At 55.8% G+C, this 23499-nt stretch carries 19 protein-coding genes, 1 tRNA gene and 1 riboswitch; of the genes, 7 read left to right on the top strand and 13 right to left on the bottom strand.

Annotated features, from left to right (window positions below; translation table 11 throughout):
* Positions 1-438 precede the first annotated feature (438 nt).
* Complete coding sequence (locus G5221_RS06605) at positions 439-2259, bottom strand: recombinase family protein (protein ID WP_421262990.1); 1821 nt, start codon at positions 2257-2259, stop codon at positions 439-441.
* Positions 2260-3716: 1457 nt separating this feature from the next.
* Here G5221_RS06605 and rimO point away from each other — a divergent pair.
* Together rimO and G5221_RS06595 are read left to right on the top strand one after the other, a co-directional pair.
* Positions 3717-5144, top strand: coding sequence for a 30S ribosomal protein S12 methylthiotransferase RimO (gene rimO, locus G5221_RS06600; protein ID WP_227340953.1), 1428 nt, complete (start codon positions 3717-3719; stop codon positions 5142-5144).
* 163 nt (positions 5145-5307) lie between these two features.
* Positions 5308-5985 carry a Crp/Fnr family transcriptional regulator gene (locus G5221_RS06595; protein ID WP_227340954.1) on the top strand — a complete coding sequence of 226 codons (678 nt, stop codon included), beginning with the start codon at positions 5308-5310 and terminating at the stop codon, positions 5983-5985.
* 97 nt (positions 5986-6082) lie between these two features.
* Here the strand turns inward: G5221_RS06595 and tsgA are convergent, their stop codons facing one another.
* From tsgA to G5221_RS06575, 4 genes are all read right to left on the bottom strand, one after another.
* Positions 6083-7246 (bottom strand): MFS transporter TsgA, encoded by a 1164-nt coding sequence (gene tsgA / locus G5221_RS06590; RefSeq protein WP_227340955.1) that lies wholly within the window; start codon positions 7244-7246, stop codon positions 6083-6085.
* Between the two features lie 53 nt (positions 7247-7299).
* Entirely contained in the window at positions 7300-8001 is a 702-nt protein-coding gene (gene deoD, locus G5221_RS06585) for a purine-nucleoside phosphorylase (RefSeq protein WP_005303072.1), read from the bottom strand.
* A gap of 327 nt (positions 8002-8328) precedes the next feature.
* Positions 8329-8910, bottom strand: coding sequence for a DUF1349 domain-containing protein (locus tag G5221_RS06580; RefSeq protein WP_227340956.1), 582 nt, complete (start codon positions 8908-8910; stop codon positions 8329-8331).
* A gap of 365 nt (positions 8911-9275) precedes the next feature.
* Positions 9276-9365: transfer RNA gene (locus G5221_RS06575), tRNA-Ser, on the bottom strand.
* A 391-nt stretch (positions 9366-9756) separates the two neighbouring features.
* Between G5221_RS06575 and G5221_RS06570 the strand changes: the two genes are divergently transcribed.
* Together G5221_RS06570 and G5221_RS06565 are read left to right on the top strand one after the other, a co-directional pair.
* Complete coding sequence (locus tag G5221_RS06570) at positions 9757-10713, top strand: L,D-transpeptidase family protein (protein ID WP_227340957.1); 957 nt, start codon at positions 9757-9759, stop codon at positions 10711-10713.
* A 39-nt stretch (positions 10714-10752) separates the two neighbouring features.
* A complete protein-coding gene (locus G5221_RS06565) occupies positions 10753-11742 on the top strand; it encodes a DUF481 domain-containing protein (protein WP_227340958.1) in 990 nt (329 codons plus the stop codon).
* A gap of 66 nt (positions 11743-11808) precedes the next feature.
* Here G5221_RS06565 and G5221_RS06560 read toward each other — a convergent pair whose 3' ends face one another.
* From G5221_RS06560 to G5221_RS06545, 4 genes are all read right to left on the bottom strand, one after another.
* The gene (locus G5221_RS06560; protein WP_204481267.1) at positions 11809-13224 is read right to left on the bottom strand and encodes an SLC13 family permease; all 1416 of its coding nucleotides are present in this window, start codon (positions 13222-13224) and stop codon (positions 11809-11811) included.
* A 244-nt stretch (positions 13225-13468) separates the two neighbouring features.
* A complete protein-coding gene (locus G5221_RS06555; protein WP_204483864.1) occupies positions 13469-14194 on the bottom strand; it encodes a MaoC family dehydratase in 726 nt (241 codons plus the stop codon).
* Positions 14195-14439: 245 nt separating this feature from the next.
* Complete coding sequence (gene rlmF, locus G5221_RS06550) at positions 14440-15411, bottom strand: 23S rRNA (adenine(1618)-N(6))-methyltransferase RlmF (protein ID WP_127005749.1); 972 nt, start codon at positions 15409-15411, stop codon at positions 14440-14442.
* Positions 15412-15559: 148 nt separating this feature from the next.
* Positions 15560-16048: a C40 family peptidase gene (locus G5221_RS06545; RefSeq protein WP_227340959.1), complete on the bottom strand. Its 489-nt coding sequence runs from the start codon at positions 16046-16048 to the stop codon at positions 15560-15562.
* A 275-nt stretch (positions 16049-16323) separates the two neighbouring features.
* Between G5221_RS06545 and G5221_RS06540 the strand changes: the two genes are divergently transcribed.
* Together G5221_RS06540 and G5221_RS06535 are read left to right on the top strand one after the other, a co-directional pair.
* Positions 16324-17046 carry a 4'-phosphopantetheinyl transferase family protein gene (locus G5221_RS06540; RefSeq protein WP_227340960.1) on the top strand — a complete coding sequence of 241 codons (723 nt, stop codon included), beginning with the start codon at positions 16324-16326 and terminating at the stop codon, positions 17044-17046.
* A complete protein-coding gene (locus G5221_RS06535; protein ID WP_227340961.1) occupies positions 17043-17891 on the top strand; it encodes a tetratricopeptide repeat protein in 849 nt (282 codons plus the stop codon). Before G5221_RS06540 ends, G5221_RS06535 begins: the two co-directional genes overlap by 4 nt.
* Before the next feature lie 172 nt (positions 17892-18063).
* On the opposite strand, the gene G5221_RS06530 is transcribed toward G5221_RS06535, so the two are convergent.
* Together G5221_RS06530 and ribB are read right to left on the bottom strand one after the other, a co-directional pair.
* Positions 18064-18306 (bottom strand): Lpp/OprI family alanine-zipper lipoprotein, encoded by a 243-nt coding sequence (locus tag G5221_RS06530; RefSeq protein WP_005334342.1) that lies wholly within the window; start codon positions 18304-18306, stop codon positions 18064-18066.
* Between the two features lie 225 nt (positions 18307-18531).
* The gene (ribB, locus tag G5221_RS06525; protein ID WP_227340962.1) at positions 18532-19185 is read right to left on the bottom strand and encodes a 3,4-dihydroxy-2-butanone-4-phosphate synthase; all 654 of its coding nucleotides are present in this window, start codon (positions 19183-19185) and stop codon (positions 18532-18534) included.
* 104 nt (positions 19186-19289) lie between these two features.
* A riboswitch (FMN riboswitch) is annotated at positions 19290-19446 on the bottom strand.
* Between the two features lie 259 nt (positions 19447-19705).
* Between ribB and purU the strand changes: the two genes are divergently transcribed.
* Positions 19706-20542: a formyltetrahydrofolate deformylase gene (gene purU, locus G5221_RS06520; RefSeq protein ID WP_245095283.1), complete on the top strand. Its 837-nt coding sequence runs from the start codon at positions 19706-19708 to the stop codon at positions 20540-20542.
* Between the two features lie 79 nt (positions 20543-20621).
* Here the strand turns inward: purU and G5221_RS06515 are convergent, their stop codons facing one another.
* Positions 20622-21884: a DUF945 family protein gene (locus G5221_RS06515; protein ID WP_421262989.1), complete on the bottom strand. Its 1263-nt coding sequence runs from the start codon at positions 21882-21884 to the stop codon at positions 20622-20624.
* 107 nt (positions 21885-21991) lie between these two features.
* Positions 21992-23473, bottom strand: a complete 1482-nt coding sequence (gene cls, locus G5221_RS06510; RefSeq protein ID WP_421262988.1) for a cardiolipin synthase — start codon at positions 23471-23473, stop codon at positions 21992-21994.
* Positions 23474-23499: the final 26 nt, after the last annotated feature.

Below are 23499 nucleotides of genomic sequence, written 5' to 3'. Positions count from 1 at the left end.
AGATGCTATTTTTAAAGAAAAAATACAACGTTTTCTAGAGAGAATTGAAACACCTAGAGTTCGTTCCCGCAAGTATGCCTGCTGGAAAGGAACTGCGAGGTTAAAATAACAGGCCGGAGCTAATGAAAAACTGGATTTATTGCTGCTGGGTGGCGCTACAGCAAGCATTAGAAAATACTAGGTTGGGTATCAAAAAATATGTAGAGAAATTGGTGGTTTAGTTGAATCTCATTTCCATTTTGGTGGATTCTTTCAGTCTTGCAGCTTGCGCTGCATGGGGCCACCACAAAATTTCATTTTTTTTGCTCATTCATATGCATGACGCTACACATCATGCCGTGAATATACAGCATTATTTATTTTAGCAGAATAATTTAGTGATTTTACATATCAACCATTAGCAATGGCAAAAATCCTTATCACTAACCGGCATATTAATTACTGGATTTTAGGAACCCAAGTTTCAAATTTTTCAATAGCAGTACGCATTTCCTCACTCATAGGCTTCTCCTTTAAAACCTTTACCCTTTGATTGAGATATAGTTCATCAGAAATTATAAAATCAGTGCCATTCACCAAGTCTAACATTCTAATTAACTTTCCATCTTTATCGATACACTCGAAGTTGTTGACAAATTTATTGTAAGCCAGGAATGCTTCCTCGTTCTCCTGCTGATGGTGCATATCAAAACCGAAGTCGGAGATATACTTATTGTCAATAACAATACCATCGGTACTCATTCCACCAAACAACTCAACCTGAATATAGAAACAGCCAGTAACAGAATGCACCTTTATTGATTTTACTGTCTTATATATTATATCCCTTACCTCGTTCCTTATATCAGCCTGATTGTAGTCAATGTAGTTTGGTGGTATCAGCATATATATATCTGGGTTAATAGAAGCCTCCGCATGACTAATCTCAATGGTCAATTCTTCATTTAACTGTTTACGTTCCCTAGATAATTTATCTAGTCGTTCAGTCAACAGAATATGTATATCTCCCTCTGTGGTTGCTCCCACAGATTGAATCATGATTTCTATTTTTGAACTTATCGATTCTATTTTATTTTTAATCGAAGCAACTTTATTCTCATTTGTATTTTTTTTAGGCTGAAGTATCACGCTGCCAATCAGCAACATTAGTGCATACTCAAAATATCTATTATCAAATGTTGCAGCTGTGCAGCTTTTCACCGAAGTGTCTGACCTTCCGCTGCATTTATAACGGAGCTTTTCATCTTTTTTTCCGGCTTTACTACGGTAGACCTGTAGTGAACTGCCACAGTCCCCACAAGTGGCTATACGCATTCCAGTAACAATGCCCGCAGCGTTTTTCATCTTACTAGTAAACTGTTTTTTTTCACTACGCACTCGCTTAGCTTGTGCAAATTCAGCCTCAGTGCAAACAGCGGGATAATAATTTACCAACAGATGCTCGCGACCATCAATATGAATTATTTTTTCGCCTAAAACTGCACGATCACTTATAATCTTTTTAATAAGATTTATTCCCCACCCCTCTTTATTAGAATTTTGAGCTATTGTAGGGGGGGTATAGCTTTCATCTAAATGCTTTTTAATTGCTATATGCCCCCTCCCTTCTCGAATCATCATAATCATTTCTTTAACTATAGAGAAATAATATGAATGAGGGCGTACAAACCCAGTTGTCGTATCAACCCAAAATTTATTTTTACCGAAGCCATTAATTGCAGCTGGATAACCATCTGCATCGCACTCACCATTTTGATGACGCTTTAATGCAACACGAGCTGCACCAGTAACCCGAGCAGAAAGTTTATTTGTATAATCATTGCTGCTTTCAAGTTTAACTAGTGACAAAATCGCGGATGCAAGATTATCTTTTTGATATACTGCCCCATCAATCCATGTATAAACAACAATATTGGCTGCGAGAATACAGGTTAAGAACTCACTGGCTCTTGTTAACGCTAAGCGAGAGAAACGATCGATGTTTTCCATGGCCAATACAGAGCCGGGTGCAATATGACCTGAACGACTTAGTTCAATAAACCTCCCCAGACATCCATGTTCAATGTTTTCCCCCTTACTGGCTGACATTCCGTTATCTGACATATAGATAACGGGCATGTTACTATATTTTAACTTTGTTGCGTCAACCAAAGCCCCCTCAGTCTGACGTTGTACGCCAGTTTTATTACCGGCGGCCTGCTTATCCGTACTTACACGACTATACAGATATAGTGTTGGTGCAGACGACCTTAAATCCATAACATCTCCAAAAATTGATTCTATGACGAGGCTATATATGCTAGATACACAACTATACTTGTACGCTACCGGTACAGTTGAATTAAAGCAGACATGCCTAGACCAGATGCCCAGCTACGACACAATCACTTAGCGCCGTTCATTTTCTGAACACAAACACTATTGCCGACACACGGTATATAACCACTAGCAAACATTTAAATGGAAGGTTATATCCAAAAACACTAGATATCAACCCCCATCAAAAAATAATCACCTCATCAGAAATAAACTATCCATACTCTCTATTATTAATTTCCACTTATATATTTCAGGCTAGGAAGTAGCAAGGAGAAACGAGGGTTCGCAGTCATACTGCCGTAATAATACCACCACCATGGCGATGTCTTGTTCTTTCTCAAGATACGCTTGCTCAAGCGCGAAATGAAGGTTGCGCATATTCGGTGTAGATGACGATAGACTCCAATGATAAAAAGATACTTGACCAAAGTCCGTGATGGTGTGGCACCGAGAACATGATGGTCAGCCGATGAGTTTGGTCAAAATAAGCAGGAAGAACGTGACCACGTAAACATATTAATTATATTGAATGTCACTTCTTTGACCAACTGGCAAGTAAGGAAGATCGGCACATTTCTGCTTGCTGCTTGCTGCTTTCTGCTTGCTGCTTTCTGCTTTCTGCTTTCTGCTTTCTGCTTTCTGCTTTCTGCTTATCAGTGATAAGCGTACTTATTGCATGCCCCATGCATAATAAACTTTAATATACAAGAGAGACTTTCATATTTTCTCTTCAATAAAAAGCCTGCGAGGGGTAGTAAAACTGGTTTCTCTTCGCTGCGTAGCAGCGGAATGTTGAAACGCTAAAATTTTATTACCTCTCTTATTATTAGTAAATGGACAATTTTTAGAATTTTTCAAGTGGGGGGATGTGAAAAAAAGTTAAAAATCACCTCCCTTGACTAAATTACAACCAACAATGCTGGTTTTTACCTATCCCCCCCGTCGACTTATTACTTATTGACAAACCCCATGCTCAATACAGACTATCAGATCGACAATTACCTGTGCCCCTATCGGTGTAGTCAAGAGTTACTCTGCTTACGAGCAACTCCTGGTACTGGCAGCGAAGTTCGCGGCAACCAGCAGGATGATCAGCACCAGACTGCGATCCATGACGCAGGTTGCAATCAAATCGGCACTGCCTAACTGTTTAGTGTAGATCTCCCCCTCATGCTGTAGGCTGTAGACACTGGCATGAGGAATTCGAGTCAGAACTCGTGACCGAGGACACTGTTGTTGATGATCGCATCGTCATCACCTCTCAAGAAAAGACACAAAATATCGCGCATTGAAATCTAATATCACAGGTTAAAAAATGCACACATCACTTCTTCCTCTTTCCTGCTCATCAGGTATAATCCGCAATCTTTTTTTGCATTAGTGACCAGCGATCCTCTATGACCGTCAACCGTTTTGACCCTAGCTCAGACAGCCTGACACCTGCAACTACGCGGGTTCAGCCATCGGACGACCAACCTGTCCAACAAGCGACTTCCAGCATTATTAGGTCTCACCATCCAAGGATTGGTTTTGTGAGCTTGGGTTGCCCCAAAAACCTGGTCGATTCAGAACGCATCCTGACCCAGCTGCGTACCGAAGGGTACGATGTGGTGCCCAGCTATGACGATGCCGAGCTGGTCGTCGTCAACACCTGCGGCTTTATCGACAGCGCGGTGCAAGAGTCGCTGGAAGCGATCGGCGAAGCGCTGGCCGAGAACGGCAAGGTGATCGTCACCGGCTGCCTCGGCGCCAAAGAGAACCAGATCCGCGAGATCCACCCCAAGGTGCTCGAGATCACCGGCCCCCACGCCTATGAAGAGGTGCTGGGTCACGTCCACAAATATGTGGAGAAGCCGCAGCACAACCCCTTCACCAGTCTGGTTCCGGCCCACGGCGTCAAGCTGACCCCGCGCCACTACGCCTATCTGAAGATTTCCGAAGGCTGCAATCACCGCTGCACCTTCTGCATCATCCCCTCCATGCGCGGGGATTTGGTGAGCCGCCCCATCGGCGACGTGCTGGCCGAAGCCAAGCGTCTGAAAGAGGCCGGCGTGAAGGAGCTGCTGGTGATCTCCCAGGACACCTCCGCCTACGGCGTCGATGTGAAGCACCGCACCGGTTTCTACGACGGCATGCCGGTCAAGACCAGCATGGTCGCCCTGTGCGAAGAGCTGGCCAAGCTCGATATCTGGGTGCGACTGCACTACGTCTACCCCTACCCGCACGTGGATGACGTCATCCCGCTGATGCGTGATGGCAAGATCCTGCCCTACCTCGACATCCCGCTGCAGCACGCCAGCCCGCGCATCCTCAAACTGATGAAGCGCCCGGGTTCGGTCGAGCGCACCCTGGAGCGGATCCAGAAGTGGCGCGAGATCTGCCCGCAGATCACCCTGCGCTCCACCTTTATCGTCGGCTTCCCGGGCGAGACCGAGGAAGATTTCCAGATGCTGCTGGACTTTATCGACAAGGCGGAGCTGGATCGGGTCGGTTGCTTCAAATACAGCCCGGTCGAAGGGGCGCTGGCCAACAAGCTGCCGGATCCGGTACCGGAAGCGATTCAGGAAGAGCGCTTCCAGCGCTTTATGGAGCTGCAACAGCAGGTCTCCATCCGCAAGCTGGCCCGCAAAGTGGGTCAGGAGATGACCGTAATCATCGACGAAGTGGACGAAGAGGGTGCCACTGGCCGCTCCTTCGCCGATGCGCCGGAGATCGATGGTCTGGTCTACCTCAACGGCGAAACCGGCCTCAAGCCGGGCGATATGGTCAAGGTGCGGATCGACGAATCCGACGAATATGACCTGTGGGCCAGCCTGATTGGCTAACCCTTGCTGACCACCGCTCAATGAAAAAGCGCCTTCGGGCGCTTTTTCATGCTTCCAGATTGTACTTCTACACCAGTAAGCCCCACTTTGCGGTACAAAACTGGCATATCCGTATGCAAGGGTGTGTAATAGTCGTTTCTGTTTGGCGACGACTCGAAACCCCATGCAACTCAAACCCCTTCTCAAGGGGCGCTTTCAGCCCCACTGGCAGGCCAGCCATGATCTCATCGAACAGGTGGTCATCTCCTGCATCACGGAGCGGCATCTGATCCCCGAGGGGGAGCCCCTGATGCGTCAGGGGGAGCTATTGCGGGATCTGGTGCTGGTACCGGGCGGCCGCATCGCCATGGGCCACACCGCCATGAATGGCCGCCGCTTTCAGCTCGGCACCCTGGAGTGCGACAACCAGCTGTTTGGCGAGATGGAGTTCTTCACCGGCTACCGCTGCCAGCTCGACATCATCGCCGAGGAGCCGCTGGAAGTGGCCCGCATCGACGGCGAGCAGCTGGAGCAGGCGCTGGTCGCCCACCCCAAGGTGGCGCTCTTCTTTGCCACCGCCATTGCCATCGACTATCAGGACACGGTGGATATTTTCACCTGCCGCATGCTCTACCCCATCAGCTACAACATCGCCCTCGACCTCTATCACAGCCACTGCCACCACAACCCGGTGAGCGGCTTTCGCAAGGGGTATCAGGAGGCGGAACGCTTCGGCACGACCGACCGGGTCTACCGGCGGGCGGTGAAAGAGCTGATGGAGAAGGGACTGGTGGAGCGCGGCGAAGAGGGATTGCAGATCCGCGATCTGGCGGGGCTCAAGGCCTTTCTGGAGCAGCCATAAGTCGCAGGCCTCAGTTGCCGACTGAGCAGCAACAAGCGGAACAGCAACAAAAAAGAGGGGCGGTTTATACCGCCCCTCTTGCTGTTTACTCCCCCGCTCAGGCGAGACAGGGCTGAGGCCGGGCCATGCGCAGCGAGGCTACCAGCATGGCGAGGATCACGGCGTAGATAAGCGGGATGGCGTACATCACCGCCTGCAAGCCGATCACCTGCTCGAACATGGCGCTGATGGCCGGGCTGAACATGGCCCCCGCGCTGCCGCTGATGAGGATGTAGGAGACGTTCTTGCTCGACGCCTGGCGCACAAACGACACCCCGTAGGCGATAAAGGCGTTGTAGAGCGCCGCGCAGACAAAGCCGTAACCATAGGTGAGGTATGGCAACTGGCTCAGGTTATCGGTGGTGACGATGAGCGCCGTCATCCCCATCGCCAGGGTGATGATCACCAGCAGGAAGGTTCGGATCGCAATGCGGGTCACGATGGCGGTGGAGACCAGTGCGCCGAGCAGGGCAGCCGTCCAGTATTGGGTGATGATATTGCCCGCCTCCTCGAAGGGGATGCCGAACTTATTCTTCACGAACATGGGCGCCCAGGTGAGGAAGGTGTAGAGCGCCAGCATGCCGAGAAAGAGCCCCAACCCGCCGCTGATGATGCCGAGGTTCCACTCCGAGTGCTCGTTGCCTGCGCTTTCGCCACCCGCCTCGCAGCTGCGGAAGTTGGTCAGCACCGCCACCAGCATGGTCGCCAGCGCCACCACGCCCACCGCCAGATAGCTCCAGCTCCACGCCATGGCGTGAGTCAGGGTGTAGGTGGTGATAAGCGGGAAGACCACCCCGGCCACGTTGAAGGTGGCATCCTGCACCACCAGCATGGTGCTCTGCATCCGCGCCTGCCAGACGCTCACCACCAGCGTCCCTGCAATGCAGAGTCCCACCCCGCCACACAGGCCGATCACCGTCATGGCAGCCATCACCACATAGAGCGAGCCGGTCAGATGGAGCGAAGCCGCCGCCAGCGCGATCAGGCCGTAGCAGAGCAGGGTCATCCGCTTGAGCCCCACCTTCTCGATAAGGAAGAAGGCGGCAATGGTGCCCGCCAGCGCCCCGCCGTTGAGCAGGGAGAAGATGGAGGCCACATGATTGACGTCGGCGCCGAACTTGGCGGCGATGGGGTCGATCAGCATGCCGAACTGGGTCGCAAAACCGGCCATCACAAAGTTGGCCAGGAAGCTGATGGCAGTGAGGGAGAGCTTATTGTTCATATTGGATCTCTCTTGGGGTCAGGGGGCGTGCAGGGGTGGGCGGACTGCGGCGCTTACAGCGCGGTGTGCAGCGCCAGCTCGATCATCTGGTTGAAGGAGAGTTGCCGCTCTTCGGCAGTGGTCTCTTCACCGGTCAGGCAGTGGTCGGAGACAGTCAGGATGGCGAGCGCCTCTATCCCCTGCTGATGGGCCAGCCCGTAGAGACCGGCCACCTCCATGTCGATGCCAAGCACTCCAAACTTCTCCAGCGCCGGAATGAGGTTTTCGTCCGGATCGTAATAGAGGTCGCCGGTGAAGATATTGCCCACCTTGACCGGAATCGCCTTCTCCTGCGCCTTGGTAAACGCCTTGTGCAGCAGGGCGAAGTCGGCCGAGGTGGCCATCTGGTAACCGGCGCTGCGCTTGGCATTAGTCGGGGAGTCGGTGCCCGCCGCCTGCGCCAGAATGACGTCACGCATCTGCACGTGGCGCTGGGTCGCCCCCAGGCTGCCGATGCGGATGATCCGCTTGACCCCGAAGTCGTTCACCAGCTCGTGGGCGTAGAGCACCATGGAGGGGATCCCCATACCGTGGCCCATCACCGAGATGCGCTGGCCGTTGTAATAGCCGGTGTAGCCCAGCATATTGCGCACATTGGTCACCTCGCGCGCATCGGTCAGAAAAGTCTCGGCGATATAGCGGGCCCGCAGCGGGTCCCCCGGCATGATGACGGTCTCGGCGAAATCGCCCGGGTTGGCATTGATATGAGCGGTCATTATTGTTGTGCTCCAGTTTGACTCGTTTTATTGTTTTGATGTGGCCATCCTAGCCGCCACCCCAACTCCCCTTGCAGGACAAAAGTCCTGTTGTCCCGATCGAGATCCCAGTTCCGGTAACTTGTTGTCTGCTACATCGCATACCGCATGCTTTTCGACGTTGCTTGCCAAGGCTTGCCCATCACAGCCACCCGCCATTCCCGACCTACCGGTGTAAAAAAGCGGGAGGGCAACGCCCCTCCCGCTCGATAGACCCTGCGAATGACGCTACAGGCCGACGGCATTGTTCACTCTGCCGGTTGACACGCAATGCCAGCCATGGGCTGGCTAGCTCAAATCATGCAGTGCCTTGCCAAGGGGCGGCGTGAGGCGCAGATCCGAAAAACGCACCGCCAGTCCCTGCCGCTCCGGTGTGCAGCACATCACCCCGATAAAGCAACGTTCGCTTGGCGGAAACGGGGCTAGACGCAGCAACGGCCACACCTTGCCATCGGTGGAGTATTGCAGGCGCAGACAGTCCGCCAGCCGGGTCAGCCGCAGCCAGAAGCGGCGCGGATTGCCGGGGAAAATGCCGGTGGCCCAGTCAGAGCGCGGATTGGTCAGTACGCTGCCGATCATCGGCTGATCGTCGTTGTACTCGATCCCCGCCTTGAGCCAGTGCGCGTCGTCTTGCAGCAGCATCAGCCCCGCCTGATCGTAGAGGGTGGTGAACTCCCCCTCGACGCAGACCTGAAAGGTAAATTCCCCTGAAACATCACAACCATAGACATGGCCGCTGTGGCGCTCGAAGCCATACCAGGTGCTGCGCCAAAAATCGGTCTGCTTGTCCGTTACCACCAGCAAGCCGTCGCTTGTTTTGTGCCATTCGGCCGGTTCATTGAGCCAGAACCATTCAAGCCCTTCCCTCATCCTCTTTTGCTCCTGTTCTCGCCATGTTTCCCGTTGTCACCGGCCCATAACACTCGGGCGCGCTCATACTATCGCTGGCCATTCGGCCACGAGCCCCAGCTGCGAGCGGCCAACCAAAGGGACTCCATTGTGTCGCCATCATGACTGGCGAGCAAGCCGTTGGGGCCAACCTTGCAACCGATAGGCGATCGGGCAAGTAAAAGGGGGCCCCTATTGCACGACGATAAGACATCTCGATATGGGCTCGAGTCGACTAACAGGTGGTCGATAGAGGGGACGCTTCAAGCCCGCCAACATCAGATGGCATATCAGGCATCACACGAAACGAAAAAGCCCAAGCAATTTAATTGCTTGGGCTTGGTATGTGGCGGAGAGACAGGGATTCGAACCCTGGGTGGCATTGCTGCCACAATTGATTTCGAGTCAATCCCGTTCGGCCACTCCGGCATCTCTCCGTGGGATGAGATTTTTACCCAAGCTGGGCCGATGATGCAATAAAAATTTCTTAGATATCAAATGGCTGAATCAGCTATCTGGGAGCAGGCTCACAATGCTTCACGCACGGCCTGCGTTGCGAGGCCACTCTTGTATGGCTCTGTATCCACCCGCTCGCACACCCGGCCATTATCCACGTCGTGATATTCCCCCATTGCCATGAGGCGCCTCTTTTTCCTGCTTGGCACTCAAATTTATGGGTGATGCCGATTTTGGCTGGTTTCCTATGTATCCCCAAATCATTGCGGGTGCGCGGCAAGCTGGTAATCATGGGCTGATTGAGGAACAATCGCGCCATCCTGGCGGCTGTGTTGATGATGTTCCGCCCCGATTGAACTGATGGATCTCCTTATGCGATTGCCGAAACTCATGCCCCTCTCCATAACGCCCGCCCTTTCCCTGCTGCTGGCAGCGATCCTGCTCTGCGCCACGCCGGCAGAGGCCAAACGCTACCCGCTGCCACCTGCCGGGAGTCGCCTAATCGGTGAGCTGGAGGATTACATCATCCAGCAGAATGAACATCTGGAGCTGGTTGGCAAAAATACACAAATTGGATTTTTGGCGCTGCTTGAAGCAAATCCGGGTGTAGACCCCTATTTACCCAAGCCGGGCACCCGCTTGACGCTGCCCACCCAGATGCTGCTGCCTGATGTGCCTCGCGAGGGGATCGTCATCAATCTGCCCGAACTGCGCCTCTACTACTTCCCCAAAGGGAAGAGCGAGGTCATCGTGCTGCCCATCGGGATTGGCGATATCGGCCGCGAAACACCCGAGATGACCACCACCGTCATCGAGAAGAATCCCAACCCGACCTGGGTACCCGGCCCCATGGTGCGCAAATCCTGGCTGGAGCAAAAAGGGATCACCCTGCCCGCCGTGGTGCCCCCCGGCCCGGAGAATCCCCTCGGCAAGTTCGCCATGCGCCTTGGCTATGGCAAGCGCGACTACCTGATCCACGGCACCAACAAGGATTTTGGCGTCGGTCTGCGGGTAAGCGCAGGCTGCATCCGGCTGCGACCTGACGATATAGAGGCCCTGTTCAAGATTGTGCCGATTGGCACGCCGGTGCGGGTCATCAATCAACCGGTTAAGGTCGCCATCGAACCGGATGGTCGCCGCTGGCTGGAGGTACACTCCCCGCTCTCCCGCACCGAAGAGGAGCTTGAAAATGGCGCCCCGCTGGTGCTATCTCCGGCCATAGAGAGCTTTATCAGCGCACCTGACGTGATGCAGGATGAGGTGACGGCAGCGCTGGAGAGCAAAAACGGCCTGCCCCGCCCCATCAGCAGCCAGCTTGTCAGTGGTTAAGTCACCAGCGCCCGAGTCGCACCGGAGTCACCTTACCTCATGAAATTCCTTCCCCTCCTACTCCTGTTGGCCTGTCATTCCTTGTGGGCCAAGGACATCCTCTGGATGAGCAATGGCGACCGTCTGACCGGCAACATCGAGGAGGTGACCGAACAGTCGGTGCGCATCGCCCTGCCCTACAGCGGCGCAGTCACCGTCCAGCGGGAGGCCATCAAACGCTGGCGCATCGATAAAGAGGACAAACCCAAGGCAACGGCAAAGGGTGGGCTCAAGCTGTTCGAGGATGACCAGGATGAACGCAACGCCTGGCTCTGGACCGGCAGCGGCGATCTCAATGTCAAACTCAAACAGAATGACAAGCAGACCAACAACGTCAACCTCAAGTGGAAAAGCGAGCTGGCCAATCTGGACTGGCGTTACAGCTTCTCCGGTGAATATACCTATGAGACCGCTGACAACGTCACCGACAGCCATGATTATCAGCTCAACCCTACGCTGGACTACTTCTTCAACCAGCAGTGGTTCTTGCGTACCTCACTCGATGCCGAATATGACATGCTGGATAAAGATCGCTATCTCTACATGGACTATGGCTCGGGGCCTGGCTATCGCTTTTGGAACGACAAGCGCCGCCGACTGGAGCTGATGGCCCAAGGGGGGCTAAGTCGGCTCTACTTCCGTGAAGATAGCAAGATCACCGGCGTTTTTCTGGGTGAACGGGTCATAGACTACCCCTTCGCTGGCCTGAACTGGGATTATCGCCAACCTTTCTCCCTCTGGCAGGAGAAAATGGAACTGTTCAGCCAGGGGCGCTATCTGAAATATCTGGCACAACCCTCCCCCTATGTCACCCGTAATCAGGACCTGAAAGGCAGCATAGGGTTGCGCTACTACTTCAATGACCATCTGCGCCTCTCCTGGTCGAGTGAGCTGAATTGGGAAGATGCTGACATCCTTGTCGACACAGGCAGCCCGGAACCCCGCGAGAGCGAATTAAGACACCTGCTCAGCCTTGGCGTCAGTTTCTAGCCCCGGATCCCCAACACGCAAAGAGGAGCCAATTCGGCTCCTCTTTGCTTTAGGCAGACAGGCTCGCTAGATCAGCCCCCAGGCGGCAATCTGGTAGATCCATACCATCGCCAGCAGGGTGCCGACCAACCCCATGATGACGCCGATGCGCACCATCTGGTGACTCTCCACCAGACCGGTGGCGTGGGCCAGCGCATTGGGCGGGGTACTGATGGGCAGCGACATCCCGAGCGAAACCGAAATGGTGACCGCCAGGATCAAGGTGTGGCTGCCGCCCCACTCGGCCAGCTCCGGCATGCTGACCGCCAGTGCCGCCACCAGTGGCAGCAACAGATTGGCGGTTGCGGTGTTGGACATGAAGTTGGCCATCACCACTGCCAGCAGACAGGCACCAATCAGCACCGCCAGCGTGGAGTATTCGTGGAACGGAATGTGGGTGATGAGCCGCTCGGCCAACCCGGAGTCCTCCAGCGCCAGCCCCAGCGCGATACCACCCGAGACCAGCCAGAGCACATCGAGGGAGATCTTGTGCAGATCGTCCTTGGTGATGATGCCGGTGGTCAGGAACACTGCCACCGGGATCATGGCGACCACGTAGGAGCTCATGCCGTGCAGATCCCCCAGCAGCCAGAGTACTATGGTGGTGATAAAGGTGAGGTAGACCACCCAGGCGCGGGGGGTCTGCATAAAGCGCCCCTCAATCTTGAGATCCATCCGCTTGAGGGAACTCGGGAAGAAGCGCCCCAGCAGGAACCAGCCAAGCAGCAACAGCAACACCACAAAGGGCACCGCAAATCCCATCCACTGACCGAACGAGATGGCATGCTCGCCGGTCAGGTATTTGAGGGCCACTGCGTTGGGCGGAGTGCCGATGGGAGTGCCGATCCCGCCGAGGTTGGCCGCCAGCGGAATAGCCAGCACAAAGCCGATTTTGGCCGGGTCCTTGTCGGGAAATGCCGCCAGCACAGGGGTAAGGATGGCCAGCATCATGGCGGTGGTGGCGGTATTGCTCATAAACATGGAGAAGGTGGCGGTGATCAACATCAGCCCCAGCATGACGATCCGGGGATCCTGACCGAACGGGCGCAGCAACACCCGCGCCAGATTGACGTCCAGATGGTATTTGGTCGCCGCAATAGCGAGGAAAAAACCGCCGAGAAACAGCATGATGACCGGCGAGGCAAAGGTCGCCATCACCTCGGTGGACTTGAGCAGCTCACCAAACCCCGGTTCAGCCTTGTCAGCGGTCATGAACCAGAGCCCCTTGTCGGAGAGCAACAGCAGCTCCAGCACGATGATCAGCACCGAGGTGGCGAAGATGGGGATGGGCTCCAGGATCCAGCAGAGGGCAGCCAGCACGAAAATAGCCACGACCCGCTGCTCGATGACGGTGATCCCCTCCAGCGGGATCCAGTGGGTCGGGATCAGCAGGATGGTGAGGCTCAGCAGCAGTGGCAGAATAATCTTGTTATTGATGGGCACTATTGTCTCCAGGATCGGGAGTAAGAAGCCAATAGTGGCATAATATGCTATCGCCTCACGCGGCCAACTCGCCAAAATGAGAGCTGGCTAACTGCACGGCGCACCGTTTTGTGAGTCATATCAAGCTGGGGTCGGCGCGCGATGGCTGACGCCTCAGACCTTGCAACAAACAGGCAAAAAAACGGGCCCGCTGTTCGTTGCACACGACAGCGGGCCCGTTTCACCATTCATACCGATGAGGGGCTCAGAAGTAGATGCGGGTCACCGACTCGATGACGCAACCCGGGCGACGGATCCCTTCGATCTCCACCTTGATCTCTTTGAGCAGCTCCAGCCCACCCTTGATGGGGGTGACCCGGGCCAGCTTGGTGCGGGCGCGGATGTTGCTGTCCACCTTGATGGGGTACGGGAAACGTACCTGATCCAGCCCGAAGTTCACCACCATGCGGGCGGTCGGGAACTCGGGGGTGGCCTCATCGACCGAGCCGGTCAACTGCGGCAGCAGCGCCAGGGTCAGGAAGCCGTGGGCGATGGTGGTCTTGAAAGGCGACTCGGCGGCCGCGCGCTCCGGATCGGTGTGGATCCACTGATGATCCCCGGTCACGGCAGCAAACTGATCGATCATCTGCTGGCTGACGTGCAGCCACTCGCCCACATGGGTCTCTTCACCAATGCGAGCCTGCAGGGCGGCATAGAGCTCGGCAGCCTCGGCTCCCAGCTCCACAGCGGGTTCCTGAGCCACGGCAGGCTGACCGTTGGCCACCCGTGCCACGGTTGCTGCATCCTGTTGCTGCTCGCTCTGGGTCTCGGTTTGCAAGTCCAGTACACGACCCAGCAAAGGGTGAAGATGTGCCTTTTGCTGAAACTCACGCCAGTAGTCGCGGATCGCCGGTGAGAGCCAATCCTTGAGCTCAAAGGGGTGCTGCGCCAAAATTTCGCGCTTGCGCTTCAGAAAATCGACAACTTTCATGTTCCGATCCCTATGTGATTCATTGCCTGTAAAGAGGTCTAACCAGTCCTATTTTATTAAAGTTTCAGCTGTAAGTGCAAAAAAATCTCGGCGTACACCTGTACCAAGGCGGAAGTAACTACTTACACCATGTAAACCAGCACGATCTGCCAATGAGGAAATCGATTGCCAAAGATGCCGCCAGCAGGGGAAATTCGCGGGGCTCATCATGAAAAAAGGCCCTCATCGGGCCTTGTGGTGGGGACTCAGCGCGCGCTCGACCAGCCGCGACGCAATCCCTCTTCATCCAGAAAGGACCAGGCGAGGATCCGGCTCACCTTGTTGCCCTGCGCCATGTCGATCACCCGTACCTGACGCGCCCCCACCCGGCTCAACGCCTTTTTCGCCCCCGGCAGGTTCTCTTTTTTCGACACCAGCGAGCTGAACCAGAGGCACTGAGTGGCAAACTCCTTGCTCTGGGCAATCATGTTGGCCAGAAACGCCGCCTCGCCCCCTTCGCACCAGAGCTCGGCCTTCTGGCCACCAAAATTAAGCACAGGAGCGCCTGTCACTTCCTTGCCCAGATTGCGCAGCTTGCGCTCCGTCCCCTTGCTCGCCTCTTCCAGCGACGCGTGGAACGGCGGATTGCACAGCGTCAGGGCAAAGCGCTCCTTTGGCCCTATGATGCCGCGAAACACATGGTTGGGGTTGCCCTGCAGGCGACACTCAATCTGGTTGCCGAGTCCGTTGCTCTTGGCCAGCAGGGTGGCCGCCTTGACCGAGACCGGATCGATATCCGATCCCACAAAACGCCAGCCATATTCGCGGGCCCCCAGCAACGGATAGATGCAGTTTGCCCCCACCCCGATATCCAGCACCCTCACCCCCTTGCCGGTAGGGAGCTGGCCTGCGCTCTCGGCCAACAGGTCGGCCGCCCAGTGCAGGTAGTCCACCCGTCCCGGGATAGGCGGGCAGAGGTAACCGGCAGGCAAGTCCCAATGGGCAATCCCGTAGTGATGGGCCAGCAGGGCACGATTGAGAGTCTTCACTGCATCGGGATCGGCAAAATCGATGGTGCGGGTGCCGTAGTCATTGATAAAGACATGAGCGGCCAACTCGGGAGTTCGCAGGCAAAGCGCCTCAAAGTCGTAACCCGCCTGATGGCGATTACGGGAGTGAAGTCCGGATTTACGGTCGCCCGACTTGGGGCCACCGGCTGATGGGATGCGGGGTTTCATGCTGAGCCTGCCGAAGAAAACGGGCCCACACTATAGTGATTTGACTCGGGAAAGTCTAAACGAGGGCAATAGAAAACCGAGCTATCGAGCCCGGTTCAAGTGAGGTTGGAAAAACAGTCCGTACTGCGAGCCGTTTGTCCAGCCTGACTCAGATATCGATCCGGCGAGCTTGCCAGAACTTGCTGCGCCAGTATTGGCTGTCCAGCTTGGAGCGGGTCACACCGGCTCGAGTCGAGGCGTGAATGAATTCGCCATTGCCGACATAGATACCAACGTGGTTGAGACGACGATTGATTTTGAAGAAGACCAGATCACCTTCGACCAGATCCTGCTTGGAAACGCGCGTCCCTTCGTGAACTTGGGAGCGGGTATCGCGGGGAAGTTCAATACCGACCGCATTGCGAAACACTTCACGGGCGAAGGCGGAACAATCGATACCACGTTCGGTTGTACCACCGTAGCGGTAAGGGGTACCGCGCCACTCTTTGTATACTGTCAGGATTTCATTCACATCGGGTGTCTGGGAAGCTTCCGGTTCGATGACAGGTTCAACCATGGAAACTTCGATCTTGCTCGCGACCTCGGGTTGGGGTGCCGAGGCACAACCCACCATTCCGAGCGCGACCAGCAGTAGCATCAGGTGGCGCAATCCTTTATCCCCGCTAAATAGTAAATCTTGTTAAAATACGGCCCCAAAGGGCAATTTATAAGGCAACAGCACCCGACTATATCCAAGAATTCTATCGAGGCAAGTGAAAATCCCTATCAAGCTCACATTTTTGCAAGGAAATGCACGATTTTTCATAATTAATGTGATCATGCCCAAACAATATACAATCGCAAAAAGGACCTTTGGCCTCATAGATAACTGGCTTTTATCCCTGCTTCAGCACCTTTTTAAAGTGAAAAATCATGATCGAAATCGATCTTTTTTTGTTAAAACCGGCCAGGGTATGCCAGGCACTGCTTGCTCAATTGCCTGAATGGTTGTCAACCGATGAGCTGCATATCTGGCAAACCATGACCCATCCTGAACGGCGTCAGGAATATCTGGTGAGCCGCGCCCTGCTGCGCCAGCTGTTGTCCGAGAGGCTGCAACGCCCTGCCGCCAGCCTGCAATTTTGCAACGGCCCCCACGGCAAGCCCCGACTGCATGATGATGCTTGGCAGTTCAATCTGAGCCACAGTGGCAGCTGGCTGGTGTTGGCGCTCTGCCCGCAGGGGCAGCTTGGGGTGGATATCGAACTGGGCAAACGGCGGCATCACCCCCTCCCCCTGGCCCGCCGGTTTTATGCACAGAGTGAATATGAGTGGCTCTGCGCGCTGCCTGCTCCAGAGCAGGAGAGTGCCTTCTACCGGCTCTGGTCACGCAAGGAGGCGGTACTGAAAGCCCACGGTGGCGGCATAGCGGCGGGGCTGGAGAAGGTGCGGTTTCTCCCGGATGAAGGGTGGCGACTCGACAACCGGTTGGATGACACCCCTTATCAGGTACAGGATTGGCCCTTTGCCAGCGGCTGGCTCAGTCTCGCGGCGGCGGCAACCCCCGTGACCTTTTACCGGCTTGATGAGCGCTTGAATTACCAGTCACTCAACCCCATGTTACTCAACACCCTTTCTGAAGAGTCCAACTCATGATCGTCGACATTACTCCCCAGAATTTTCACGCTGAACTGATCGATGCCTCCATGAAGAAGCCGGTCGTAATCTATTTCCATGCTCCGCAGATGCCGGAGTGTCAGGGGATGACACCGCTGATCGAATCACTGGTTGGGCCCGCCAATGAGCAGGTCACCCTGGCCAAGGTGGATATGAACGATCCCCAGTTGCAACCGCTCGCCAGCCAGCTCGGCCTGCGCGCCCTACCCGCATTGGTGCTGTTCCATCAGGGTCGCCCTGACGAACAGGGGATCATCGAAGGGCCGCAGGATGAAGCCACCCTGCGCCAGTATTTCGCCGCCTTCACCCCCAAAGAAGAGGAAGAGTTGCTGGCCAAGGGGCAACAGGCACTGGCTGACGAGCAGCCCAGCATCGCCTATGCCCATCTGACCAAGGCACACCAGCTGGCCCCTGAACGTCACGACATCAGCCTGTGGCTCATTCAGGCCGCACTCGACCTCAACCTGCTGGATGAAGCGCAGGAGCGCCTCGGCACCATCCCGATGGTGGCACAGGAAAGTCACTTCCATACCCTGAGCTCACGACTGGCGCTGGCCCTGCAAGCGGCAGACAGCCCGGAACTGCGCGCGCTGGAAGCCCGTCATGCAGAACAGCCTGATGATTTTGGTCTGGCACAAGAACTTGCTGTGCAATACAACCAGGCCGGCCGTCAGGAAGAGGCATTGGAACTGCTGCTGGCGATCCTCAAACGGGACTTGGCATTCGGCGAAGCCAGAAAGACCTATCTCGATATTCTCGCCACTATGGGTAACACACCACAGGCGCAGAGCTACCGTCGCAAACTCTATAGTCTGCTCTACTGATCGGAATCGAACTGGCTGGTAATGATGGGGGAGTGCCGGGAGACCGGCATGACCTCATGGGTCAAGTACGAAGAAGGTACTGTGGGAATAAGGTGCTGTGGGAATAGTGGAGATACTGTGAATTTCAGGCAAAAAAAAATGGCGCAAAACTGCGCCATTTTTTTCGCATGGATTACTTCTTGTAGGAAGTAGCCATGTTGTCGATGCGCTGGTTAGCACGCATAGCTTCTTGCTTGGCTTCGGCAACATCAGCAGCGATTTTGGACTGATCAGCACGAACTGCGCTAACATCTTGAGCCAGTTGGTCAACTTTGTTAGACAGATTCTGAACGGAAGTTTCCAGTTCGCTGGTGTTTGCACAACCGCCCAGCAGAGCGGACAGACCAACAACACCTACCAACAACAATTTTTTCATTTTTAAAGCTCCCTTGAACTCGCCAGACGTTTAGCAAGCGGCGTGATTATGGCACAAAAAAATCCTACTTTGCATAGTCCCCACCACAGATAAATGCATTAAAACCCTCATTTTTTTTTGAATGAACAGTTTTTGTCCAGATTCGTCTAAAAAATGAGTGCCGTGTGGTGGGGGCACGGACAAAGGTTAACCAAATTTTTGCCTTATTACAATTTCGTATGAGGCTCAGGCTGTACGTTCTGACAACAATTGACGATATTGCACCAGATCCTCGATGGTCAGCACCGGCATCCGGTGCTTGCGACCGAACGCAACCAGGTCTGGCAGACGCGCCATCGAGCCATCTTCTTTGGTCAATTCACACAACACACCAAACGGTTTGAGGCCAGCCAGCTGCATCAGATCGACCGTGGCTTCGGTATGACCACGGCGGGTAAGCACCCCACCGGTTCGCGCCCGCAACGGGAAAACATGACCCGGGCGGTGCAGATCACCCGGTTTGGCGCCGTCTGCGATGGCTGCACGGATGGTGGTGATGCGATCAGCCGCCGAGACACCGGTCGTGACCCCCTGCGCCGCTTCGATGGTCACGGTAAAGGCGGTCTGGTAGTGGCTGGAGTTGGCCTCCACCATCATCGGCAGTTCGAGCTGGCGAACCCGCTCGTCGGGCAGGCAGAGGCAGACGATGCCGGAGCACTCGCGGATCATCAACGCCATCTGTTCATTGGTCATGGATTCGGCGGCGAAAATGAGGTCGCCCTCGTTCTCCCGATCTTCATCGTCGGCCACCAGCACGCCGCCTCCGGCACGTAAAGCCGTTAGGGCAGCTTCGACGCGGGCAATGGGATCACCGAATTCACTGAGTAGAGACTGATTCATGGTAAAACTCCTAAACAAGACAAGGACCAGAATCAGGGCATGGAAAGGCAGACAGAGATGAGCATGCAGCGCCCAGCCCACTAGGGCCAACGCGGCAATGTCTGTCTTATCCTCTTTCATCCGGACTATGACCGTCGGCTCCGGCATCTCACCGGATCTGCTGACCCCAACCCGGCAATCAGCCAAGTCGGGCGCTCGCGGGCTCCCCGAGTCAATCGGGATACCGCCGGTGGGGAATTGCACCCCGCCCTGAGAATAAGCGCAGACAGCCTAAAGAAAAACGGTTGCAGATACCAGCCAAAATCCCCCGCAGGCTGAAAAGCGTTTCAACATTGCGCCCGGGATCGCGCTCTGCGGCCTGCTCGCCAGCGTGCGAGGCCATGACTGGCGAATTTCTTTATGGCTCGGATCGGTTTATGGCATAGTTCCCGAAACAAAAACACAGGGCCCGAAAAGAGAGCCTGAACAACGCTGCCGGCGCAGACAGCAGCGCCAACACCACAAACGGAAAATGACAGAGATGGAAAAGAAAATACTGCTCACGGATTGCCCGGATGCCAAAGGGCTCATCGCCAAGATCACCAACATCTGCTACAAGCACCAGCTCAACATCATCAAGAACGATGAGTTTGTGGATCACGAGAATGGCCGCTTCTTCATGCGTACCGAGCTGGAGGGGCGCTTCAACGACGAGACCCTGCTTGCCGACCTCGATGACGCCCTGCCCACCGGCGCCCAGCGTCGTCTGGTCAAGGCGGGCAAGAAGCGTATCGTCATTCTGGTCACCAAAGAGACCCACTGCCTCGGCGATATTCTGATGAAGAACTACGCGGGCGCGCTGGATATGGATATCGTCGCGGTGATCGGCAACTACGATACCCTGGCCGAGCTCACCGGCAAGTTCAATATTCCGTTCCACACCGTCAGCCATGGCGAGCTGAGCCGTACCGAGCATGAGGAGCAGGTTCGCGCCATCATCGACAGCTATGAGCCTGACTATGTGATCCTGGCCAAGTACATGCGGGTGCTGACCCCGAGCTTCGTCGAGGCCTACCCGCGCAAGATCCTCAACATCCACCACTCCTTCCTACCCGCCTTCATCGGTGCCCGCCCCTACCGGCAGGCGTTTGATCGCGGCGTCAAGCTGATCGGCGCCACCGCCCACTTCGTGACCGACGATCTGGATGAAGGCCCCATCGTCGAACAGGACGTGATCCACGTCGGTCATGCCTTCAGTGCGGACGACATGGCCAAGGCGGGTCGGGATGTGGAGAAATCGGTGCTGAGCCGCGCGCTGGAGCTGGTACTGAACGAGCGGGTGTTCGTCTACGGCAACAAGACGGTGGTCTTCAAGTAATTCGCCCACACGGCCCATATGCAAACGCCAGAAACAACAACGGCTCCCGCGGGAGCCGTTGTTGTTTCTGCGCCGAGTGTCAGAGCGGCAGATCGTTTACCGTCACCGCGCCCTTCTCCAGCTTCAGCTCGGAGGTCAGCGCTTGCTTGTCGGCCTTCAGATAACCCATCAGGGTCAGCTGATCGAGCATGGGGGCCAGTTGCGGCACCGCCTTGCCCAGCTTGTCGCTGAGGCTGGCATGCAGCACGCCGGAGAGGGCCTGCATTCCCGCGTCGCTGTTGAACAGCTGCTCCAGCGAAGTGGAGGCCAGCTTCACGTCCCCCTTCATGGTCACCGCCTCACCGTTGAGCTTGGCGCTGAGATCGGCCAGTTCAAGGGTCGCGCCACGTTTGAGCATCTTGTCCAGCGCCTGCTGGATAGCGGCATCTTCAACTCCCTTGCCACCGGCGGCCTGCAGCCCCTGATACCCTTCCAGATCCAGACCGTTGAGGTTGAGCGCCAACTTGCTGTCGGTCACCGCCAGGGTGTCAGTCTCGTTCTCCAGATCCAGCTTGGCAATTTTCATCTGATAGCTGCTGGAGAGGGTCTGGGCATCATCACCGGTCAGCTGAGTCTCGGTAGTCATCCCCTGCAGGGCAACCTTGACGCTGTCAGGCAGTTGTACCGTGAGGGCCGAGAGGGTCATCTCGCTCTGGGGCGAGAGGAGCACACCGCTGATCTCGGCAATGTCGGCACTCCCTTTCAGATCGGCAAGCACCAAGTCCATCTTGCTCTGCTCTTCATGGACCGTCATCCCCTGCCAGGTCATGGTGAGGTGACCATTCCCCTCCAGATTGCCGTGGAACTCGCCGCTCAGGGGCAGGAAGCTGAACTCGTCCAGCCCCTGTTTTACCTTGAATTCATTGGCCCAGAAACGGCTGCTGTTACCCTGGGTCCAGAGACTGGTGACCGACTCCAGACCGAGTTCCCACTGCTCCATGCCCAGTGCGGTGAAAACCGGCGCTAGCGTGCCATTATGGGTATCGAGCAGGAGGTGGCTCTTGATGTAGAGCGGCAGGATCTGGCTCTTGACCACCAGTTGCAACTCGATGGACTGACTGCCCTCCAGCTCGCTGTCAATGGCAGCCAGCTCCTCCGGCGTCACCACGACCTTCAGGACCCCGTCACGGGTGAAGAGGCTGCTGCTACTCGGCTGCCACTGCATATCGATACCGGTCTCTTGCTCTACCTTGGCGATCTGCTCCGCCATGATGTTGTCGAAGCTGTTGCCCGTGTACCAACACGCAGCCAGACCACCACCTACCAGTGCCGCACCCACGGCGAGGGCCACTATCTTTTTCATATATCCATGTGTCTCCAGGGAGTTGTCACTGCACTCTACGGGGCGGACTCGGGGCTAGGCAAGTCCAATCAGATGGCGAGTCCACTTTCTTGCGGCTCGCCACAACATCACAGCAAGGGGCTGAAGAGATAGAAGATGTTCTCCATCGCCTTCTTGTACCAGCGGCGGGCCTGCCATTGGGCCAGGGTCATCGGGGTGGCTTCCGCCATATAGCCCTGTACCAGCCGGGTCATCTGGGCCACGAACGAGGGGTTATCCACCAGCAGGGTCACCTCGAAGTTGAGCCAGAGGCTGCGCCGATCCAGATTGACCGTCCCCACCAGCGCGAAGTCATCATCCACCAGCACGCTCTTGGTATGGAGCAGACCGGCATCGTAGCGGTAGATCTCCACCCCGGCCGCCAGCAGCTCCTCCATAAAGGCGTTGCAGGCGTAATTGGCCATGATGGAGTCGTTGCGTGCCGGCAACACCAGCTGCACCTGCACCCCGCGCGCCGCCGCCGAACTGAGTGCGGCCGCCAGCGGATCGTCGGGCACAAAGTAAGGGGTCGTCAGCACCAGATGGCTGCGCGCCTGATAGATGGCCAGCAGCAGGCTCTGCTGGATGCAGTCGCCGCCGACGAAGGGGCCGGACGGGATCAGCTGGGCGCGGTAGTTGGTCTGGGGCCAGGCTTCCGGCTCATGCTGCAGACTGTCGAGCAGCCGCTCGCCGGTCTCCATCTCCCAGTCCCAGACAAAGATCGACCACATCAGCGGCACCATGGGCCCCTGCACCCGGATCATGATGTCGACCCACTGGCCGACCCCGGCATCCTGCTTGAAAAAACGGGGATCCACCATGTTCATGGAGCCGGTATAGCCGACCTTGTCATCGATCACCACCAACTTGCGGTGCATTCGCAAATCCTGCCGCTGGAACGGAATGCGCCAGGCGCCGACCGGCAGCACCTCCACCAGCTTGACCCCCGCCTTGCGCAGCTTTTTCGGCCACCCGGAGCGGAAGAAGTGCTTGCTGCCCACCGAATCGAGCAACAAACGACAATCCACGCCGCGCAGCGCGACTTCCATCAGTGCTTCACACACCTCGTCGGCATCACCGCCGGGGTGCCAGATATAGAACTCCAGATAGCATGAGAGCGTCGAGCGGCGAATATCCTGAGCAATCTCATGCAGGATCTGGTCGGGTTGGCTGAGCAGAGTCATCCGGTTACCGGAGAGCATGGGCATGGCCAACCGCCCCTGGATCAGATCGTGCAATGGTTGGGCCTTTTCCCCCACCTCGCAGCAATGCTGGGGGAAAAGGCGGGCCAACTGACGAATCCAGATAGCGTAAGGGCGATACATGGCCTGTGCCCGCTCGGCGCGGCGGCGCCCCAACTTGATTTCACCAAACAGCAAGTAAAAGCCGACGCCGGCAAACGGAATGGCGTAGATCAGCGCCAGCCAGGCCAGCGACACCCCGATGGGGCGGCGTTTCATCACTACCCGAAACGACACACCCGCGACGATAACGGTATGAAAAAGCAGTAGCAGCCAGCCAAGAAAGCGGGAGAACAGCAGGTGGAGATCATGTTCCAGACCGTTTAGCAACGGTAACTCCTTTTCATCAACAAACA

It is taken from the genome of Aeromonas sp. 602200, from assembly GCF_049173895.1.
GTDB classification, from domain to species: domain Bacteria; phylum Pseudomonadota; class Gammaproteobacteria; order Enterobacterales; family Aeromonadaceae; genus Aeromonas; species Aeromonas veronii_A.
The sequence above is the reverse complement of the archived record's forward strand: the minus strand, read 5'-3'. Positions and strand labels throughout refer to the sequence as shown.

Bases quoted from the DNA above. Each gene is read 5' to 3' on its own strand.
- G5221_RS06605 (WP_421262990.1), bottom strand. From the start codon at position 2,259: ATGGATTTAAGGTCGTCTGCACCAACACTATATCTGTATAGTCGTGTA.
- rimO (WP_227340953.1), top strand. From the start codon at position 3,717: ATGACCGTCAACCGTTTTGACCCTAGCTCAGACAGCCTGACACCTGCA.
- G5221_RS06595 (WP_227340954.1), top strand. From the start codon at position 5,308: ATGCAACTCAAACCCCTTCTCAAGGGGCGCTTTCAGCCCCACTGGCAG.
- tsgA (WP_227340955.1), bottom strand. From the start codon at position 7,246: ATGAACAATAAGCTCTCCCTCACTGCCATCAGCTTCCTGGCCAACTTT.
- deoD (WP_005303072.1), bottom strand. From the start codon at position 8,001: ATGACCGCTCATATCAATGCCAACCCGGGCGATTTCGCCGAGACCGTC.
- G5221_RS06580 (WP_227340956.1), bottom strand. From the start codon at position 8,910: ATGAGGGAAGGGCTTGAATGGTTCTGGCTCAATGAACCGGCCGAATGG.
- G5221_RS06570 (WP_227340957.1), top strand. From the start codon at position 9,757: ATGCGATTGCCGAAACTCATGCCCCTCTCCATAACGCCCGCCCTTTCC.
- G5221_RS06565 (WP_227340958.1), top strand. From the start codon at position 10,753: ATGAAATTCCTTCCCCTCCTACTCCTGTTGGCCTGTCATTCCTTGTGG.
- G5221_RS06555 (WP_204483864.1), bottom strand. From the start codon at position 14,194: ATGAAAGTTGTCGATTTTCTGAAGCGCAAGCGCGAAATTTTGGCGCAG.
- rlmF (WP_127005749.1), bottom strand. From the start codon at position 15,411: ATGAAACCCCGCATCCCATCAGCCGGTGGCCCCAAGTCGGGCGACCGT.
- G5221_RS06545 (WP_227340959.1), bottom strand. From the start codon at position 16,048: ATGCTACTGCTGGTCGCGCTCGGAATGGTGGGTTGTGCCTCGGCACCC.
- G5221_RS06540 (WP_227340960.1), top strand. From the start codon at position 16,324: ATGATCGAAATCGATCTTTTTTTGTTAAAACCGGCCAGGGTATGCCAG.
- G5221_RS06535 (WP_227340961.1), top strand. From the start codon at position 17,043: ATGATCGTCGACATTACTCCCCAGAATTTTCACGCTGAACTGATCGAT.
- G5221_RS06530 (WP_005334342.1), bottom strand. From the start codon at position 18,306: ATGAAAAAATTGTTGTTGGTAGGTGTTGTTGGTCTGTCCGCTCTGCTG.
- ribB (WP_227340962.1), bottom strand. From the start codon at position 19,185: ATGAATCAGTCTCTACTCAGTGAATTCGGTGATCCCATTGCCCGCGTC.
- purU (WP_245095283.1), top strand. From the start codon at position 19,706: ATGGAAAAGAAAATACTGCTCACGGATTGCCCGGATGCCAAAGGGCTC.
- G5221_RS06515 (WP_421262989.1), bottom strand. From the start codon at position 21,884: ATGAAAAAGATAGTGGCCCTCGCCGTGGGTGCGGCACTGGTAGGTGGT.